Origin of the sequence: Enterococcus sp. AZ009 (genome assembly GCF_050548785.1) — a bacterium.
GTDB lineage: Bacteria > Bacillota > Bacilli > Lactobacillales > Enterococcaceae > Enterococcus_D > Enterococcus_D entomosocium.
Map to the genome: position 1 here is coordinate 2,982,451 of NZ_CP172960.1, position 17,798 is coordinate 3,000,248.

Sequence of the window (17,798 nt, forward strand, 5' to 3'; positions counted from 1 at the left end):
TTTTTCCTCCTTAGTATAAGCCGCTTTCGCCAAAGCGTTTCGCTAATTTATTGGTACAAAGTACGAGGATGATCCCAACGATCGATTTAAATAATCCGACGGCTGTTGAGTAACTGTAAGCGCCATTGGTGATCCCCATCATATACACATACGTATCAAAAACATCTGCTACTGTTCGGTTCAACTGATTGGTCATCAAGAAAATCTGATCAAACCCAGTAGACAAAATCGACCCGATCCGCATGATCAGCATAATGATGATCGTCGAACGAATCGCAGGCAAAGTGATATGCCACACACGACGAAAACGTCCTGCACCATCCATGATCGCGGCTTCGTATTGTTCCTGATCCACACCTGATAAGGCAGCTAAATAAATAATGGTCCCCCAACCGATCTCTTTCCAAATCGATTGCATCACGATCATGGGGCGGAACCATTGCGGGTCTGAGAGAAAATCGATTTCCACGCCTGTCAACGAAGCGATAAATTGAGTGATCGCTCCATGATCGATGTTGAATAAAATATGCCAAAGACTAACGACGATCGTCCATGAAAGAAAATGCGGTACATAGACGAAGGTTTGAATGGTCCGCTGAAACAGCTTGTTGCGTAATTCATTCAGTAACAGTGCCAAAAAGATTGGTGCTGGAAACGAAAAGAAAATGTTTAAAAAGGCAATCATCAACGTGTTCCACAAGATTCGAAAGAAATCAGGATTATTGAAGAAATCCATAAAATTTTGTGTTCCTACCCATGGGCTATCTGCGATTCCTAAAAAGGGCACATAATCTTTGAAAGCAATGATCAACCCATACATCGGCGCATAACGAAATACTGCAAAATAGATGATCCCGGGAATCGTCAAAATATAGAGCCATTTATTTTGTTTAAAATGGTTGAGAAAACTCCCCCATTGCTCTTTCGTTTTCGGCACTTTTTTTATTGTTGTTTCCATTCATTCTCCTCCTCTAATTCCGCTCCAATCAGTGCTAAACAACAAATCGTATTTAGCCCCCACTGTGACAACACATTGGTCGATACCCACGGCATTTCTTTTATTTTTTTCCACGTTGTCGCTGCTTCAATGGTCGCTTCGATCGGCAATGGAACACCCGATTTGTCATTATCAAGCAATAACTGCCAAGCCCTTTGACTGATTGCTCGATCGTTACGCACTCGCCCAGCAAAGGCCATCATCGTCGACGCAAACATTGGCCAGGCAAAATGAGGTTCCGTCAGTACCTCGTTTGACTCTTCTGCTTTTATTTCAGGACTCAAGCTATAAAACCAGCCAAACTCCCCTAACATCTCTGTCCACTCTGGGTCTTCCAGCACTTGAGCAAGTTCTAACCAAACTTGCGGCGCCCCAAAGGAGATGACCATGTGATAGCCGCCAAAATTCCCTGTTCCCATATAAGATAAGGTTTTGTCTTGTGGATCAAATAACACTGTGGGACCAGACAATAGGCGCTGGGGCATGGCTTTGATGCAGGTGATGCCGGTGCGAATTCTTTCAAGGTACACAGGATCATTCGTCCGTTCCCACTGGGTAAACCAGTTCGAGACTAGCGCAGCCCAATCTGGTCCGATGCGAATCGGTATCCGCTTCGTTTCTCGTTCATAAAACTCGCGCATCGGTGGTAACGCATCAAAAGCATAGGTTTCATTGTCTTTGACTTGTTCCATAATCTCTCCAATGCGTTCATCCGCTGTCAAATAGTAGTAGTAGCGATGGAGACCCGCCATTGAAATTCGAACTTCTTTGGCTTGGCAACCCCAATGAACGACATTATGCCGTGACCCTAATCCTTTGTATTCCCCAGCATGATACTGATCGACTTCTGAAGTATGTCTCGTCATGCTTTCAGCCAGATAGTAGACGCTTGGATCACCAGTCCGTAAGAAATCTAGCCAAAGCCACATGTTAGGGACCAATTCAGTGTTTTGCCAAGCGTACCCACCAAGATCGTAGCGCCATTGGTGTCGAAACTGATCATAGGTATGCATGACATCACCATAGTTCCAATAGCCATACCAACTTCTTTGTTGGACTTCTGCTAAATAGAATTGACGCATCTCAGCCAATTGTTGCTCCAGCAACTGTTTCGTTTTCGTTGATTCGTCTGGTAAACTGATCTTGCCAAAAACCCTCGTCTCTTGATAACGCTCTGGCAATGAAACGATCTGGGCAGGTTCTTGGTTTTCTTGAGCTAAGTCCAGCAACACTTCTTCTGACGGGGCTTCCTCATAAAGATCCAACCAACAACGCGTCGTATTTGCTACGCCAACTGCCGTCGAACGAATCTCTTCCATTCCTTCGTATCCGCTAAGCACATGATCCCGTTTGGAATAGTGCTGAAAATCCATTGGCTTGGCATTCGGTGACCACTGCCACATCGTGATTCGGGTTGCTTTTTGGGTGATGCCTGCCACCTCGATCGCAGATGGTGCTTTTTCCCAAAATTTCTCCATACTGCAAGCAACGCCGCCGGTTTCTCCCCCAGCGTAAAAGGTACCTGAATAACGCTCACCATCCCCAATGGGCAACCAACAGTACCCAGGTTCTGTCTGTTTTTCTAATTCAAATGACCGATGATTGATTTGATTGACCCGAAAATTGTCCCAAATAGCATTTTCCACCGCATGAGACAGCATCGGCTCGTCCGCTGGGGTCAATGAAACGAGCTGTCCACTGGCTTGTTCTTGATAGGGAATGTTTTGTTGATAGTGTCGCCGTGAAAGTAATAATTGCGCCGCTTCATGATACACAGCATCTGCAATAAATTTGACTTGTCGATTCCAATTTTCACCTGTCAACGCATAATCAAATGCTACCCCCATGCCTTCATAAGCAAGTGGTTTGATGATAATGACCGTATGAATGATTTCCAATTTGCTGATTTCGCGAAAGATACGGAACCGTAAAATAAACTCTTGCACCACTTCTTGATTGATCTCAATGACGCCCGATACTTTGATAACGGCTTTTTCTGAACCATTTTCTTCCAACATCAAGTCCGTTACTTTGGACTGCACCTTTTTGTTTTGGTATTGCAGGATTGCGTGAAGATCTTGCAATTTTTTCTGCCCATTGACCGCTACCCAGTCCAATACATTTTTCCCTTCCCCATGTTTCGGGAAGAAGCCTTTGATCGTACCGTTGTCAAAATAAATACCGTTGTATGCTTCCCTAGCAATCGCCTGTTTCTTCTGGACACGCTGTTTTCTTTGAAAAAGTAACTGCGTCGTTTCTGCCACCAGACCACTGTGTCCTGTCCATTTCACACTGCCATCTGGCCAGTAAGCCAGTACTTTCGTTTGCAGCGGCTCCTCCCCCAGCAAAAACAGTTCCTCACTTAGAACCTCAGGTTGTAAAGCTCCTTTTTCCCATGGATACCCAAAACTCAGCCCACGTTTTCCCTTAGGTTTATTTTTGAGCCATTTCAATGCCATGCTCGATTTCCTCCTCTTCCCTCTCTGCAGGTTGAACTGCATCGTTTTGTTGCTTTAGCTTTTGTTCATTTTCATCAAATAATTTCAAGTAAATCCCCATTGTGCCAATGATCCACATCCCAATACTTAAAAATGGCAGGAGACCGGGGAGAAAAAAGCTGATCGTACTACAAATCCCAAACCAAAGGACGCCTAAAAAGGTGCCAATAGGTTGAAAGAAAAGAAAGCGTAGTGAAGCGCCTAGGTACTTCTTCGTTGGGAGCACATAATATTCGTACATGCTAAGCAATGTATTAATCACAGCGATCGCGACGCATTGGCTAACGATCAATAGGATCAAGCCTGTTTGAGTCAATGCCGCTAAAAATCCTTGCTGGATCACTACCATGGGGCACAAATAAAAGAGAATGATCGGTAAGCCCAAGCGATTCGATCGCCAAAAGTTCCTGCGGTAATACCGAAAGAACGTTTGAAAAAAAGGCGGCGATTCCTGTTTAAGGGTTTTCTTTGCTACGTGGAATCCTGCTTGTATGCTAGGCGCCAGTCCAAAGATGATCCCACCTACTAGCGCACCTATAATAACGGTTACATTTATCAGCAAACAATAAAAGACAAAATCTGCTGCTTGATATACTTTCTGCCAATTCATCACCGTTCCTCCTCTAAGGAATATACCTTTAAGTCTTTATAGCGGGCCTTCATTGGCGCCATTTGCCGAAATCCGATCGCTCCTTTGGTTAATATGGGACCAAACTGTTCCTCATCAAGGTACCTTAACACCAATAAGTCGTTGATCCAAAAGGAGATCGTTGCACCTACCTTATCGATTCTTAGGTGATAAAACCCTCGGGCATCTGCTACACTCGGAAGTGGATCTGCGCCTTGGGCGACCAGATGAAACCCATGGCTTTTGCGCAAATTACACGTTTCAAACGCCCGTTCCTCCTCATACTTTCTTCGAAAATAAGAAAGGTGGTAAGCATCGATCCCTCCAGAATGATACTCGGGATATGCCCCGGTTCGTTTGGGTACTCCAGAATCGAAGATCGAGCCACCCTTGCGATTGGCTGCTGCAAAAAAGAGCATACATAAGCCTGGTTCAGCCAGTGGTTGAAACTGCCAGGTGATTCGTAGGTCCGCTGGAAATTGTTGAGGCAGCCATAAAACAAAATGTGGTTGTTTGTTTGATTCTTCAGAATACGTATTCGCCAGAATCATCCCGTCTTGGAAAGTAATCTTGGGCTCTCCTTCAGCAATAAAGTGTTGAACATCTGCTGCTTGATTCAGCGGATTTTCATAGATCAATTTCGCTAACATTTCTTCTCCTTTTATGCGTATATGAGCTGCTTTTCTCTTTTCATAGTAAACTTGACCTACATTTCTAACAATTGACTTTTTTTGAATTCTTTGATATCAAGCGTTAGATTAGGGTTTTCATTTGCTTGTTTCCATTTTTTCTTTTCTGATTTCTCACTACCTGTCTCGTCTCACTTGACTATTACTCCATTTTATTAGCTGAAAAAAATTTTTGAAAAAGAAAAAGGTTGAGAGCAAGATCCACTCAACCTTCTTCGACTGTCGTTATTGTGCTTGATGAAGGGCATTCGTTTCTTCCATCAGCTGCGTGCCTCCTTGATTCTTCCAAAGTTCGATCGCAGCTTCCCAACCCGCTTCATCGATTTGTCCTGCGATAAATTGAACCCGCGCATCACTAATGATCTGATCAAGCTGTGCCCCTTTTGTTACATACGTATCTGTATTATAGGAGGCTGCTGGGTTAAAGACAGCGTGCTCTAAATCAGCTTCCATCAATGACAATCGTTTTTCATAGCTTTCAGTAGCCGCTTCTGTATCAGGCTTAGCAATATAGTACAGGGTATCTTCCGTTACATTCATCCCAATTTGTGAGTACCCTTTGACCGCATTGGCTAACGCTTCAGCTTCTGATCCTTCTAGTGCGACGGACATTCCATCCACTACTTCAAAATTGATTCCTTCGATTCCGTTGTTCAGCAATACCTGTGCTTCTTTATCATTTAATTTATCAAGGAACGTCAACACCTCTTTTAGATGTTCCTCTGTCTGGACACTCGACTTAGGAATCGCCAAGAAACCAGAATAGCCATCTGTCGGTAACGCATTCATCGTACCGCTATTATCTTTTAAATTCCCTGTAAAGACGACGAGGTCTTCTTCTCCAGCTTGCAATAATTTATTACTGATTTGTGCTGCTCGTGAATACGTATCAATAATGATCCCACCACGTCCATTGATAAACGGCTCATCCCATTTATCTGCTGCCATGGTTGCAAAATCACGATTGACATAGCCTTGTTCCACCATATCTTTAACAAATTGCATTGATTCTAGGTATTCTGGTTGCATAAAGGATGGCTCTAAAGTGCCGTCTATTTCTTTCCAAGCATTTCCTGCCCCAAACCAAGTAGCTAACACATCGTAAGGACTATTTGAATTGATCGAGCCAGGCCATTGGGGAATAATCAAACCAAACGTATCATTTTCACCATTCCCATCGGGATCGTTCTCAGTAAATGCTTTGGCAATCTCATAAAGATCATCGATCGTTTCTGGTACCTCTAAGTTTAAGTTTTCTAACCAATCTTTTCGGATGATCACCGCCGTCCGCATCGCATCACGTTTCCGATAAATTCCGTACACTTTGCCATTCACAGAAGAATTACGCAAAACATCCTCGTTAGACTGAGAGAGATTAGGATAATCAGCTAAATAGTCGGTCAAATCCCAAAAAGCCCCATTTTCTGCTGACTTGATAAATCCTCCTGATTTTCCTTGAATGACCATCACTTCTGGAATATCATCTGAAGCTAACGTAATATTCATTTTATCCTCATAGGATGTATTGGGTGCCCAGGTAATATCAATGTTTTTGCCAGTGTAAGCTTCTAATTGTTTCAAAATCTCGTTGTCACTTGCAGGTGGTTCAGTTTCAATGTACGGCGATAAAATCGAAATCGTATCATAATCTGTTGTGGAACCTGCTTCCTCCTTCCCACATGCCGACAAAAAGGCGACTGATAGTAACCCCAAACCAAGAATCGTACTTAATTTTTTCACTACTTTTCCTCCTTAGATTTTGTTGTTGAGCTCGATTAAATAAACCGCTTTCAATACCAAAAGCATAACGAAAAGCAGGATTTCCAGCAATTGACATTTTTTGTTAATCGTTGATATATGGCTGGGTAGGGAGTTTTGCTCTACATTTGCAGGTATCGTAAATTATAGGAAAAAAGAATAAATAGTTCTTCGTGTTCTTAGTTCGCTCAATTAATTTAATTATCGCAGTTTTTCTGATTCCTATCATTCTTAAATTCTCGTTGTAGAAAAAGTAGCCTAAGTACTGATGTTCTTATTCGTGAGAGATTTGGAAACATCTTATCATGAAAAAAAGACCAACTCATTGGTCTTTTTTGATAATTCATCAGTTTTGTAGTACTAAGCGGATCACCACTCATTCATATCCGACAGAAAGAGTACTACCGCTCATACACATCATTTTGATCCAAGGTTGGCGCTAACGCAGTGACGATCGTTTCCACCATCTTTAAGTTTTCGACCCCTGCAATCTTGCCGAACTCGTCGGCATGGATGGAAAGATTTTTCATTGTTAGATTGCGGATCGGTTCTGCTGGGCTGGCCTCGATGAAGAAAGCACGCACGCTTTGTTGTCCTATTTTGGTAGCTTGCACGTTTTCAATATTAATGTCGCAGACCTTTGCTGGACCTACTGGAATAGCAGGTTGTGCCATCAATTTGTGCCAATAGTCGGGAATCTCTTCCGCATAATCAGCTGGCAGTTCTGGATAACTATAATCTGGGTACCAATTTGTTTGTAAGAGAAAAGGAAAGCCAACATCCTTCATCGTTAAATCCGAAGCAGTGACCTTGCGTATAAATCCACCTCGATTGTTAGCGGATTTGATCCGAAACCCTGCGCCAGTTTGCTCAAAGACGACTTTTTGGATTTTGATCTCTTCGATCCCACCTGAAGTTTCACTGCCAATGGCAATTCCTGAACCGTACCCTAACTGACAGTCTTTGATCGTGATTTTCCGACAGCTTCTTTGCTGGGCTAAGGCTTCTGCCCCACGTCCCGCCTTGATCGAGATATTGTCATCGTTGCAGGAAATGTAGGCATTTTGAATGGTGACTTCTTCACAGGAATCAATATCGATGCCATCAGTACTAGGCCCTTTTCCATTGTCTATCGTGATGCCGTCGATCAATATGTGGTGAGAATACGTGATTTGTGTATTCCAAAAACCCGACTGTACCGACGAAATATCTTTGATGGTTACTTGCTGACTTTCATAAACAAGGATATTTCGTGGACGCTTGCAATCATAATCTGCTGCCCAGCGTAAGCCTTTCTTTGCATAATCCGCCATCATCCCGCTGGCTTCATCTGTTCCCCAAAACGTTTGCCACCATGTTTCTCCACGACCATCAAGTTTCCCTTTTCCCGAGATCATGACATTTTCTGCGTGAAAAACATTGATCATCGCTGCAGGCCACTTCATATTGATCCCTGCGACCCGATTATCTACTTCGGGATAATCGGCCAGTTCTTGACTACCATACAGAATCGTATCCTCTGAGACAATCAAGTGCACATTGCTTTTTAAAAACAACGCGCCGATTTGATAGGCGCCGGGTGGTGTAATCACTGTTCCCTGCACAGTTGATGCTTGGTCAATTTCTCGTTGCAATAATTGCGTGATGTCTTCCATTCTTGCTTACCTCCTACGCTTTTGTTTTACGCTACAAATAGGTTTATCGATATCCATGACTTTTAAAAATTTGCGCATCGCCAACCTTTTTTCATCTATCATTTATTTGGATAGAACTAAGTGCTTCTTACTGGCGCTGTCCATCAAGTAAAGCGTTCCTCTTGGCACATCTCGTTGTCTTTTCCCATGTGCTTTCTGGCGTCCTTTTTTCCTACATTCTTTACTATAGTCCCCTTAGTGGCAAAAGAAAGTCCTTTTTGATTTCTGAGGATCGTCTTTTTTTGTAACGTCCTTTCTTGTTAGAAAAATGCGCCTTTTTGTCTACAAAAGCAAAAAGGCGCAACCTGTCAAGGAAGGAAATAAGGTGCTTAACTAACTGTTTCTCATTGGGAAAACCAACGCAGATCATTTCCAAAAGCTTGTTCTACGTGCGTTTCTTTTGCCCCACCATGGATAGTTCGACTGTTTCTTGGCAACTTATTGCGTCACTTATGGCCGCTCGATCAATGATCGCTGCCTCTTTAAAGCTGACCTCCTGACACTGTTCAAAAATCATTTTCTTTTGCCCTTTAGCTGATTCAAAGGCAACTGACTCAAAAGTAACGCGTTGGATCGGTGAAACCTGCTGTGTTTGTTCATCGACAAACCCTTTTAGCTCGACCAAAGGGTTCTGCCCTACGATACGGGTATTCTTGACCAAAATATCCGAAATGATCGGTAACTGTTGTGCTGCCTGACCATCGGCATTGTAAGCAACAGGATGAGCCATGAAACGATCCAACAGGCAATCGGTGATCGTCACTTGACGAATATAGCCACCACGATCATTCTGCGCTTTCAATTCTAGTCCATAAAGCGTATTGGTCAGTTGACAATCTCGAAAAGCGATATTTTCAACACCACCAGATTGCTCACTACCAATCGCGATGCCATGTCCCCCTCGAATAGCCAAATCAAACAGCCGAATATTTTTCGCTGGTCTATTGATCTGATTTCCTTCTGGATTTTTGCCAGATTTGATTGCGATACAATCATCGCCCGTATCAAAAACGGTGTCAAAAATCAGCAAATTTTGCGAAGAATCTGGGTCCCAACCATCGCCATTGTCGATGCCTTTGGACTGAATAGTCACCCCATGGGTCACAACGGTGTCACAGTAAATCATATGAACAGTCCAGCATGGTGGATCACTCAACGTCAGCTCTGTCAAATGGATGTTTTTGGCCTGCATCATACAGATCAAACGTCCCCTTACTCGTCTTCCAGGTTTTCCATCAGAAACATATTCTGGATACTGTTCACGGTCTGCATAAGGGTTTCGCATCGCTAGTCCTAATGGATTCCCGCCACCAATGATCGTTCCTTTGCCACAAAGACGGACATTTTCACAAACGATACGCCCTCGATCGCCCCGATCGATATACCCAATGTTGATCAATGAACGAAAACAAAACAATTCCCAGCCTTCATAACGGCTTAATGGCAACCCCTCTTGATTCACGCTTCCTAAATAATCGTGAGGGGCAACCCGATACGTTTCTATGTCGAGGCTTGCTTGCAATGTGCCATCTACCTGAAAAATCATATTGCTTTTTAGCTCCAACGCACCGGAAAGGATCACCGCCCCTGTTGGGATCCAGACTGTGCCGTTGCTAGGACAATCGTTGATCGCTTGCTGGAGAATGGCGGTACTATCTTCTTTGCCTTCGCTATCAGCATGGTATGGTGCTTGCGTAACATCTAACACAACACTTTTTTTCTTTGTACGAAAGGTCGTCGTGACTGCGGTATTTGTAAGCAGACATCCCTGAAGATCGAGGCAGATGATCGTTACTTGATACGTTTGATCGGCAGATAAGTTTGTCAACGTCCAATGCGTCTTGTTTGTTGGTCTGGTTTGGATCAAATCGTTGTCTAAAAACAATTGATAACCAAAAATAGCTTGAGCGTGCAGCGGCTTCTCCCAAATAAGGGTCGCTTGATGAGCGCCGATCGTGCTTGGTACGACATGAAAATCAATTACTTGAAATGGTTCCATCGGTTTGTCCTTTCTTCAACGAATTCATTCAATAGAAAAAAGATATTCCAAAACAGCGAATATCTTTTTCCATACTTATTTAAGACCAGTCGTGCTGATGCCTTCAACAATGTATTTTTGGAAAATAAAGAAAATGATCAACACAGGCAGCAAGGAGACCACAGACATCGCGAACATGGCTCCCCAATTGGAGGTGCTGCTAGCATCCAGGAACTGCTTCAAGGCAATCGATACCGTGTAGTTTTGCGGACGTGTGAGGTACAGCATCGGTCCGATCAGTTCTTCCCATTTCCAATAGAAAGAGAAGATCGCAGCGTTTGCCAAGGAAGGCTTCATCAACGGTAGAATCACGCGGAAGAAAATACCGACCCGTCCACAGCCGTCCATTTTTGCTGCTTCATCTAAATCTGTCGGGATCGCAGAGACGAATTGGACCATCATGAAAATAAAGAAGGCTTGTCCGAAGTATGAAGGAACGGTCACTGGACGAATCGAGTTAAGCCAGCCTAATTGATTAAACCAAAGATACTGAGGCACCATGATGATCTCTTGCGGTAGCATCATCGTGACCAAGATACAAGCAAACCAAAAGCCTTTTCCTTTGAAAGGAATCCGACCAAATCCATAAGAAATGACAGCCGAAGAACAGACCGCCCCTACCATTGAAATCAACGCGATTTGCAATGAGTTGAAAATATAGCGAATGAAGGGAATCCCTGCGATCCCTTCAAACCCCTTGGTAAAGTTTTCTAACGTCCAGCTGCGGGGGATCAACTCCGTTGCCGTTCGAAAAATGTCACTACTAGGTTTAAAGGCACTAAACAGCAGCCAGAAAATCGGATAAAGCATCAGTAATGCAGCAACTAAGATCACGGCATCAAAGAAATAATTTTGTTTTTGTTCACGCATCAATCAAACCTCCTCGTTTTCTTTAAACACCCAAAATTTCGATGTTGCGAACAACAGAATCGTAATCAACCCAACGATGACCAGTAAAATCCACGCTAAGGCTGAAGCATAGCCCATTTTGAAATCGGTAAAGGCTCGTTGATACATGTACAAGGAATAGACTAACGTGCCGTTACGGGGTGAACCCGTCCCATTCGAAATGATAAACGCAGGTGTAAAGGTCAAAAAGGCCATGATCGTTTGATAGATCAGATTGAAAAAGATGATTGGCGTCAGGACTGGGACCGTGATATTGAAAAACTGTCTGATTTTTCCTGCCCCATCAATTTCCGCCGCTTCGTAATAATCTTTCGGAATATTTTTCAAACCGGATAAGAAAATCAACATCGACGAGCCAAATTGCCACGCTGCTAATAAAATCAAGGTCATCAACGCTAAGCCAGGACTTTTAAAGAAGTAGATCGGGTCTAAGCCGATCGCCGCTAGCACGCCATTGATCAACCCTGAATCGCCAAAAAGATTCCGCCACATGATCGATACCGCCACGCTCCCACCTAAAATCGAAGGGATATAAAATAATACCCGATAAGCGCCGCTTAATTTCGATGGGCGGTTGATCAGCATCGCCACTGCTAATGCGACGATCAGCCGTAAAGGGACTGCCAACACAACATATTTCAGCGTAACAGTCAGTGACTGAACAAACTTGGGATCATTCGTAAAAATCGTTATAAAGTTATTCCAGCCAACAAATTGCGCCTCTGTCAATAGATCATAGTCATGAAAAGACATAAAAAGAGAAATCCCCATCGGGACGATTATAAAAGCAAAAAAGCCAATGATGAAGGGTGAGATAAATAAGTAGCCTGTAACCATATTCTGTTTTGATTCTGGTAATCGATTAAACCAGCTTTTGAGTTTCCCAGGTTCTTTGGCCGTGGGTGATTTTGATTGTAGTTCCATAATTTTCACTTCCTACCTCCTATAGTTGATTACGCTTACAAGTTGATTTTAACGAAGTACTTCTTAAGAATGAATAGAAAAAAAAGCACAGAAATGTGAAAAACTAGAGGACCTATATTTTTTTCCTCCAGTGCTTCTCCTAAAAAAACGCCTTTACTGAAAAAGTCAGTAAAGGCGCCGCATCTATGCTTATTGATAGTTTTCTGCAAAAATTTCTTCGCAGCGTTGCGTAAAGGCATCATAAGTTTCTTCTGGTGTCATCGTGCCATAAGTGATCTCTGCGTACAGCTCTTTAAAGTACGTGTTGATTTCAGCAAACCCAATTGGTGGGATTGGGGATGGATCACCGACGATGTCTGCAATATCATCTAAGAAATCAGAGGACTCTTGTTCTTCTGGTGTCATGTCGGCATAAAGCAATTCTTTGATGGCATCATTGGAAGGAATTCCCCGCTCAGTACCGATGATCTTATTGGCTTCTTCACTATTCACTAAAAAGTCAACAAACTTCGCAGCTGCTTCTTTTGATTCAGAAGCATTCGCGATCGAATAAAAGAACCCTGGTCGATACGCCATCGCCCCGTTTTCTGAGTCAAAAGGACGAGCCAAATTGATTTCGACATCTTCTGCGGCGGAGGCTTTATAGGTCAAGTATTGATTGGACCAAGTCATCATATAAGCTGCTTTTCCTTGTGAAAACGGATATTGATCCATACTGTTGGCATTGCTAGTCACTTCTGCGGTTGGCATTGCTTTGGCTTCCGTAAGATCTGCGATAGCCCCCATAAATTCAACCCAGTTTTCTTTGGTAAAACCGATCTCTGGTTTGCCGTCTGCATCGTATTGGTATAGATCTTCGCCTTTAGTACGTAAAAAGTATTGCAAAATCGTACTGTTGTCATTGTTATCGTTCCAACCGTAATCACCTGTTGCTTCAGCGATCGCTGCCGTACTTTCTACAAGGTCATCGAAGGTATAATTGCTAAAGTCAATCCCAGTGCCCCCTTGTTCTACCAATGATGGATTGTAGAGCATCGCCATAGTATTGACAGAAGTTGGTATGCCGAAAACGTTTCCATCTAACTCGCCTGTTGCTAAAATCGATTCTTTGATATCATCGGTTTGAATCTCATTGCCGATAAATTCCGACATATCTGCTAATTGATTTTTCGTTCCATATTGCGCAATGTACTGCACATCCATCTGGATCACATCAGGTAATTCTCCAGAAGCCGCTTTTGTCGCTAGTTTTTTCCAATGGTCATCCCAAGAACCATATTCATATTCAACTTTGATGTCAGGATTTTGTTTCTCAAATTCTTTGATCGATTCGATATACTTCTCGTGTCTGACTTCTGAGCCCCACCAGGTAAAGGAAATCGTCGTTTTCCCATCTGCATCAGCTTCTGAGCTTCCGCTACTATTGCCGTTATTGCCACAAGCTGCTAAGGTCGCACCAAGAAACAACAAGCTCGCTGCTTTTAAAAAAGTTTTCTTCATTCTTCTACACTCCTTTTTGTTTGCGCTTACAAGGTGATTGTAATGGAAATCCTCGTTAATAAAAATGAAAAAACAAGAGCAAATATGTGAAAAACTAGACTGTCGTTTTTGCTGAAGGCTAAGCCTTCACGGGCAATAGCTAGAAAAAAATAGAAAAACAGATGAAAAATGTAAAAAAACAGACATGCTCTATTTTTTCCAATATACTATGCTATACTAGCGTTGAAAAGGCTTACTTTTCAAAAAACAAGGTAGGTGGAAACAATGAAAAAAATACAAACCGGACTGTTTCGTCTTTTTACGGTAACAGCTTATTTTGCTAAATTAAACCTTTTATGGCTTTTCTTTACCCTTTTAGGGTTGGGGATTTTTGGCTTCGGTCCTGCCACCGCTGTCACGATCAAATGTTTACATGATTTTCGTAAAACTGGTCATGACTATTCAGCTGTTGCCTTCTGGCAAGCCTACAAGCAAGCCTTTCGCAGCTTTTCCCTTTTTGGCATTGGACTATTAAGCACAGTACTTCTGTTGTTGTTTAACTTACGGATCACTCATTTTTTCCCGACTGAAATGGCTTGGCTGCGTCCTGTCTATTTACTTTTAACGATTCTCCTCCTTTACACTGCATTCATCAGCTTTATGACCTATGCCAAAGCCGAACAACACGCTTGGAAACAGACCTTGTACGTCAGTGTCTTTCTAGTTTTTCGCTACCCACTGCAAGGCGTTGCCTTGTTGTTTACCTGGTATTTATTGTTTCTCTTATTGACTGCCAAAACCTCCTTGTTACTCGTCTTTGGACTGGTGATTTTCTTGTTTTTCGCTGAATTTTTTCATGGTCAGATGATTGAAAAAACCAAACAATTGCAAGCAAAGCGAGGCAGTGTCCATGAAGTCCCAGAAGCTGATCAATCAATTTAAAAAGCAGCCTTTTGAGCGACAGTTACATTTTGTCTTTTTTGCGACGGTCGCAATTATCGTCTCATTGGCTGTTCTCCTGACCTTAGTTTGGCGACAAGTCTACATGGCGCAGCTGAAAGAAGCTGCGTATAAAGATGTCTCAATCATTTCAACAAATATCGCCAAACGGTTAACTGCCGTCGAAACCCTCTCTTTTCGCATTATCGATAGTGCACCGATCCAAAATGGCCTACAAAGGATCTTGGCACAAGATTCCTTGCAATCCTTAGAGGCGATCGACCAAAAGAATGCCTTAAGTGCAGAAATCAACGCCCTCGTACGCAATGAATCAACGATTCAAAATGTCTATCTCTTTACCCCAACGAACGAAAACATGATCAACTTTCTAGCCGAGACCGACCATATCTTTAATGGCCAAACCATCAAAGATATGATCGAGACTTTGCCCGATAAACCTGCCAAAGGGAGTTGGTTTTTTGCAAAGGACCTTTCTCAAGGCGTCTACCTGCGAAAAATCTATTCCACAGCTGATCTTTCTTTAACCTATATTGGCACGGTGATATTTCTAGTCAATACGTCCTTCTTTCGTAACGAGATCGAAAGTCTTCCCATTGTCTCCGAACAAAACCAATTTTTCATGGCGTATCAGAACCAATTTTATAGTACCGCAAATGACGAGCAAACCCTCGCTGCGGATCAAAATACCTTGCAGCAAAAAATTGAAACCTTCCAGCGATCGATCGGCTCCATGACGTTTGATAATCGCCAGTACTACTACGCAATGGATCGGAAGACGATGCCGAATATGACCTTCATTTATTTACTGCCTGAAAATCAAGTCTTAGCTGATCTTTATAAACTACAAGGCCTTTCCATCGCTGTGAGTTTGCCTTTTTTATGTTTGATTATTGTTGTGATTCGGAAAATAAGCAATCAGCTGACCCGCCCTTTAGCTGACTTGGCTTCGCAAATGGCAGTTCTGCGGAAAACGAAAAAACTGGCCTCTTTAAAGACCCTCGCTGTCCCAGAAAATAGTCAAGAAGAGATCATGGTCCTTTATGAAAGCTACAATACGATGATCGATGAATTAAATGCCTTGATCAAGGACAATTATGAAATGCGTATATTGTCCCAAGAAATCGAATTTAAAGGATTGCAAGCGCAATTAGATCCACATTTTCTATACAATACGTTAGACTCGATCAACTGGATCGCCATTGAAAATCAGCAGTGGCAGATCTCAGAGATGGTCACCTCCCTTGCCTATTTGTTTCGAAAAAAAATCGATACCAAGTCTGACTTCACAACGCTACAAGATGAATTAGATATCGTGCACGCCTATATCAATATTCAAAACGTTCGCTTCGGGAAACGGATCGAGTATATCGAAGTAATTTTGGTGAATGACTTGTCCTTTAAGATTCCTAAGTTACTGATTCAACCATTGATTGAAAATGTCTTTAAATACGCCGTCAATGATATGAAGGAGACGTGTCGCCTCGTCCTTACGATTGAACAACAAGCAACCTTTCTCCAAGTCAGTGTCTCTGACAATGGCCCTGGTTTTAAAGCCAACTTCTCGATTGAAAAAGAAGGCGGCATCGGATTGACCAATATTCAAAAACGATTGCAACTGCATTATGGTGATCAAGCGTCCTTAGCCATCGTCTCCTCGATTCCCTTCAAAAAGACGACGGTGCGCTTTGTGATCCCCTTAAAAGGAGTGAGTGAAACATGAAAAATATCCTCGTTGTTGACGATGAACCCTTGATAGCAAATGGTGTGGCTAACCTCGTTGCTTCTTTTGATTTCCCATTAGTGGTCAAAGGAATTTACACAGACAGTGAAGAAGCCTTGGCATTTTGTCAGCAAAACACCATCGACATCGTGATTACCGACATCAATATGCCTAAAGTCAATGGACTTGCCTTGATCAAAAAATTAAAAGCCATCAATCCTGCGATTCAAATCATTATTTTGACAGGCTTTGGCAGCTTCTCCTTTGCCAAAGAAGCGATGGCTTTAGGGGTCAAATTTTTCCTTGAAAAACCTGTTTTTCCGAGCAAGCTTTCAGAAGCGTTGGCTGAGACGATCGAACGTTCTGAACGTCGTCAAATGGAATCTACCCTCTATTTAAAACAACAAATTGAACAATACATCAATAGCTGCGGAGAAGAACCGCTGCCTGAATCGTTCGTTTTTCCATTTTGTATGTACTTATTTGATTCGAAATTCTATCACGCCATCGCCAAGCGGATCGAAAGCTATGAGAACCATCACGAGTTGGTGATCGGTCATCAAAACAAAGTTGGCTATATCCTGAACTTCAGTACGGAAAATACCTTTAATCTCTTTTTTAAAACGAAGGTACAGGCTGCGCATCTAGGAAAAGGGATCGCCATCAATTGCTGGGTCGAAACCCCCGAAAAATTTTTACTCAGTTATCATTTAGGCAAGCGGAACTTGGATAAGGAGTTTTATTTTGATACCTTTGAAGTCATCCAAGAAGCCCAAATCTCACAAGAAAATGTCTATGAAAATAGTCTCTATATGGAATACCGTGAAAAACTTTTGGCATTGATCGACAAAGGCGAACTGACTTTAGCCCAAGTTCTTACGGAAAACTTTTTTTCTACCTGTCGCATGGAGCTTTACCCTGTCCAACTATTGCGGCTGCAGGTCAACGATTTGTTATCGGCAATTTTTGAAAACCATCGCATCAAAAAAGACATCTACTTTGATGACTATTCCCCAAAGATCATGCTCTTGAATAATTGGCACGAACTCCAGTTTATGCTGCTTCACTGTATCGATTTGATGCGGGGCAGCTTAGACGATAGCGAGAACATGCAGCTGTCCCAAAAAGTCAACCTGATCATCGAAGAATATTATGACCATGAAGCATTGTCATTGAAATGGATCGCCGCCCATCTTTTGTACTTAAATCCTGAATACTTAGGAAAAACCTATTACAAAGAAACCGGGATTCGCTTCAATCAAAAATTAGCCGAATACCGCATCCAAAAAGCACAAGAACTGCTGAAGAAAAACTACAAAGTCTACGAAGTGGCAGCGATGACGGGCTTTAGTAATGCCCCCGAATATTTTGTTCAAACGTTTAAAAAGATTACCGGTATGACACCAAAGAAATTTTTGAAGCAGCAAGAAAAAGCACTTCTCTCTTAACGTTTCTTCTATCCGAAATGACTGTGTTGCTATTTCAACAAAAGAGGTAGTCCGCT

13 protein-coding genes are annotated in these 17,798 nt (G+C 42.5%); 3 read left to right on the forward strand and 10 right to left on the reverse strand.

Annotation, left to right across the window (positions count from 1 at the left end; genetic code table 11):
• Window positions 1-10: 10 nt before the first annotated feature.
• The 10 genes from IGJ74_RS14125 to IGJ74_RS14170 all read right to left on the reverse strand — a co-directional run bounded on the left by IGJ74_RS14125 (window position 11) and on the right by IGJ74_RS14170 (window position 13,635).
• Window positions 11-958: an ABC transporter permease gene (locus tag IGJ74_RS14125; protein WP_005234199.1), complete on the reverse strand. Its 948-nt coding sequence runs from the start codon at window positions 956-958 to the stop codon at window positions 11-13.
• A complete protein-coding gene (locus IGJ74_RS14130; RefSeq protein ID WP_005234198.1) occupies window positions 943-3,456 on the reverse strand; it encodes a hypothetical protein in 2,514 nt (837 codons plus the stop codon). The genes IGJ74_RS14125 and IGJ74_RS14130 overlap by 16 nt, the downstream gene beginning before the upstream one ends.
• Entirely contained in the window at window positions 3,431-4,105 is a 675-nt protein-coding gene (locus tag IGJ74_RS14135; protein ID WP_008380762.1) for a YesL family protein, read from the reverse strand. The genes IGJ74_RS14130 and IGJ74_RS14135 overlap by 26 nt, the downstream gene beginning before the upstream one ends.
• Entirely contained in the window at window positions 4,105-4,773 is a 669-nt protein-coding gene (locus tag IGJ74_RS14140) for a DUF1961 family protein (RefSeq protein WP_087665054.1), read from the reverse strand. The genes IGJ74_RS14135 and IGJ74_RS14140 overlap by 1 nt, the downstream gene beginning before the upstream one ends.
• A 264-nt stretch (window positions 4,774-5,037) precedes the next feature.
• Complete coding sequence (locus IGJ74_RS14145; RefSeq protein ID WP_005234195.1) at window positions 5,038-6,552, reverse strand: extracellular solute-binding protein; 1,515 nt, start codon at window positions 6,550-6,552, stop codon at window positions 5,038-5,040.
• A 419-nt stretch (window positions 6,553-6,971) separates the two neighbouring features.
• Complete coding sequence (locus tag IGJ74_RS14150; RefSeq protein ID WP_016612693.1) at window positions 6,972-8,225, reverse strand: glycoside hydrolase family 28 protein; 1,254 nt, start codon at window positions 8,223-8,225, stop codon at window positions 6,972-6,974.
• 424 nt (window positions 8,226-8,649) lie between these two features.
• Complete coding sequence (locus IGJ74_RS14155; RefSeq protein WP_016621591.1) at window positions 8,650-10,263, reverse strand: glycosyl hydrolase family 28 protein; 1,614 nt, start codon at window positions 10,261-10,263, stop codon at window positions 8,650-8,652.
• A gap of 75 nt (window positions 10,264-10,338) precedes the next feature.
• Window positions 10,339-11,172, reverse strand: coding sequence for a carbohydrate ABC transporter permease (locus IGJ74_RS14160; protein ID WP_005234188.1), 834 nt, complete (start codon window positions 11,170-11,172; stop codon window positions 10,339-10,341).
• Between the two features lie 3 nt (window positions 11,173-11,175).
• Window positions 11,176-12,135, reverse strand: coding sequence for a carbohydrate ABC transporter permease (locus IGJ74_RS14165; protein ID WP_016621592.1), 960 nt, complete (start codon window positions 12,133-12,135; stop codon window positions 11,176-11,178).
• 189 nt (window positions 12,136-12,324) lie between these two features.
• Window positions 12,325-13,635: an ABC transporter substrate-binding protein gene (locus IGJ74_RS14170; protein WP_016612696.1), complete on the reverse strand. Its 1,311-nt coding sequence runs from the start codon at window positions 13,633-13,635 to the stop codon at window positions 12,325-12,327.
• Window positions 13,636-13,899: 264 nt separating this feature from the next.
• On the opposite strand from IGJ74_RS14170, the gene IGJ74_RS14175 reads away from it, so the two are divergent.
• From IGJ74_RS14175 to IGJ74_RS14185, 3 genes are read left to right on the forward strand one after another with little or no spacing between them, the layout of a single operon-like run.
• Window positions 13,900-14,556 (forward strand): DUF624 domain-containing protein, encoded by a 657-nt coding sequence (locus IGJ74_RS14175; RefSeq protein WP_218192921.1) that lies wholly within the window; start codon window positions 13,900-13,902, stop codon window positions 14,554-14,556.
• Complete coding sequence (locus IGJ74_RS14180; RefSeq protein ID WP_218192922.1) at window positions 14,525-16,294, forward strand: histidine kinase; 1,770 nt, start codon at window positions 14,525-14,527, stop codon at window positions 16,292-16,294. The genes IGJ74_RS14175 and IGJ74_RS14180 overlap by 32 nt, the downstream gene beginning before the upstream one ends.
• Window positions 16,291-17,742: a response regulator gene (locus IGJ74_RS14185; RefSeq protein ID WP_005234181.1), complete on the forward strand. Its 1,452-nt coding sequence runs from the start codon at window positions 16,291-16,293 to the stop codon at window positions 17,740-17,742. The genes IGJ74_RS14180 and IGJ74_RS14185 overlap by 4 nt, the downstream gene beginning before the upstream one ends.
• Window positions 17,743-17,798 lie beyond the last annotated feature (56 nt).

What these genes read in the sequence shown, in the direction of transcription:
- IGJ74_RS14125 (WP_005234199.1), bottom strand. Translation starts at nt 958, where the DNA reads ATGGAAACAACAATAAAAAAAGTGCCGAAAACGAAAGAGCAATGGGGG.
- IGJ74_RS14130 (WP_005234198.1), bottom strand. Translation starts at nt 3,456, where the DNA reads ATGGCATTGAAATGGCTCAAAAATAAACCTAAGGGAAAACGTGGGCTG.
- IGJ74_RS14135 (WP_008380762.1), bottom strand. Translation starts at nt 4,105, where the DNA reads ATGAATTGGCAGAAAGTATATCAAGCAGCAGATTTTGTCTTTTATTGT.
- IGJ74_RS14140 (WP_087665054.1), bottom strand. Translation starts at nt 4,773, where the DNA reads ATGTTAGCGAAATTGATCTATGAAAATCCGCTGAATCAAGCAGCAGAT.
- IGJ74_RS14150 (WP_016612693.1), bottom strand. Translation starts at nt 8,225, where the DNA reads ATGGAAGACATCACGCAATTATTGCAACGAGAAATTGACCAAGCATCA.
- IGJ74_RS14155 (WP_016621591.1), bottom strand. Translation starts at nt 10,263, where the DNA reads ATGGAACCATTTCAAGTAATTGATTTTCATGTCGTACCAAGCACGATC.
- IGJ74_RS14160 (WP_005234188.1), bottom strand. Translation starts at nt 11,172, where the DNA reads ATGCGTGAACAAAAACAAAATTATTTCTTTGATGCCGTGATCTTAGTT.
- IGJ74_RS14165 (WP_016621592.1), bottom strand. Translation starts at nt 12,135, where the DNA reads ATGGAACTACAATCAAAATCACCCACGGCCAAAGAACCTGGGAAACTC.
- IGJ74_RS14170 (WP_016612696.1), bottom strand. Translation starts at nt 13,635, where the DNA reads ATGAAGAAAACTTTTTTAAAAGCAGCGAGCTTGTTGTTTCTTGGTGCG.
- IGJ74_RS14175 (WP_218192921.1), top strand. Translation starts at nt 13,900, where the DNA reads ATGAAAAAAATACAAACCGGACTGTTTCGTCTTTTTACGGTAACAGCT.
- IGJ74_RS14180 (WP_218192922.1), top strand. Translation starts at nt 14,525, where the DNA reads ATGAAGTCCCAGAAGCTGATCAATCAATTTAAAAAGCAGCCTTTTGAG.
- IGJ74_RS14185 (WP_005234181.1), top strand. Translation starts at nt 16,291, where the DNA reads ATGAAAAATATCCTCGTTGTTGACGATGAACCCTTGATAGCAAATGGT.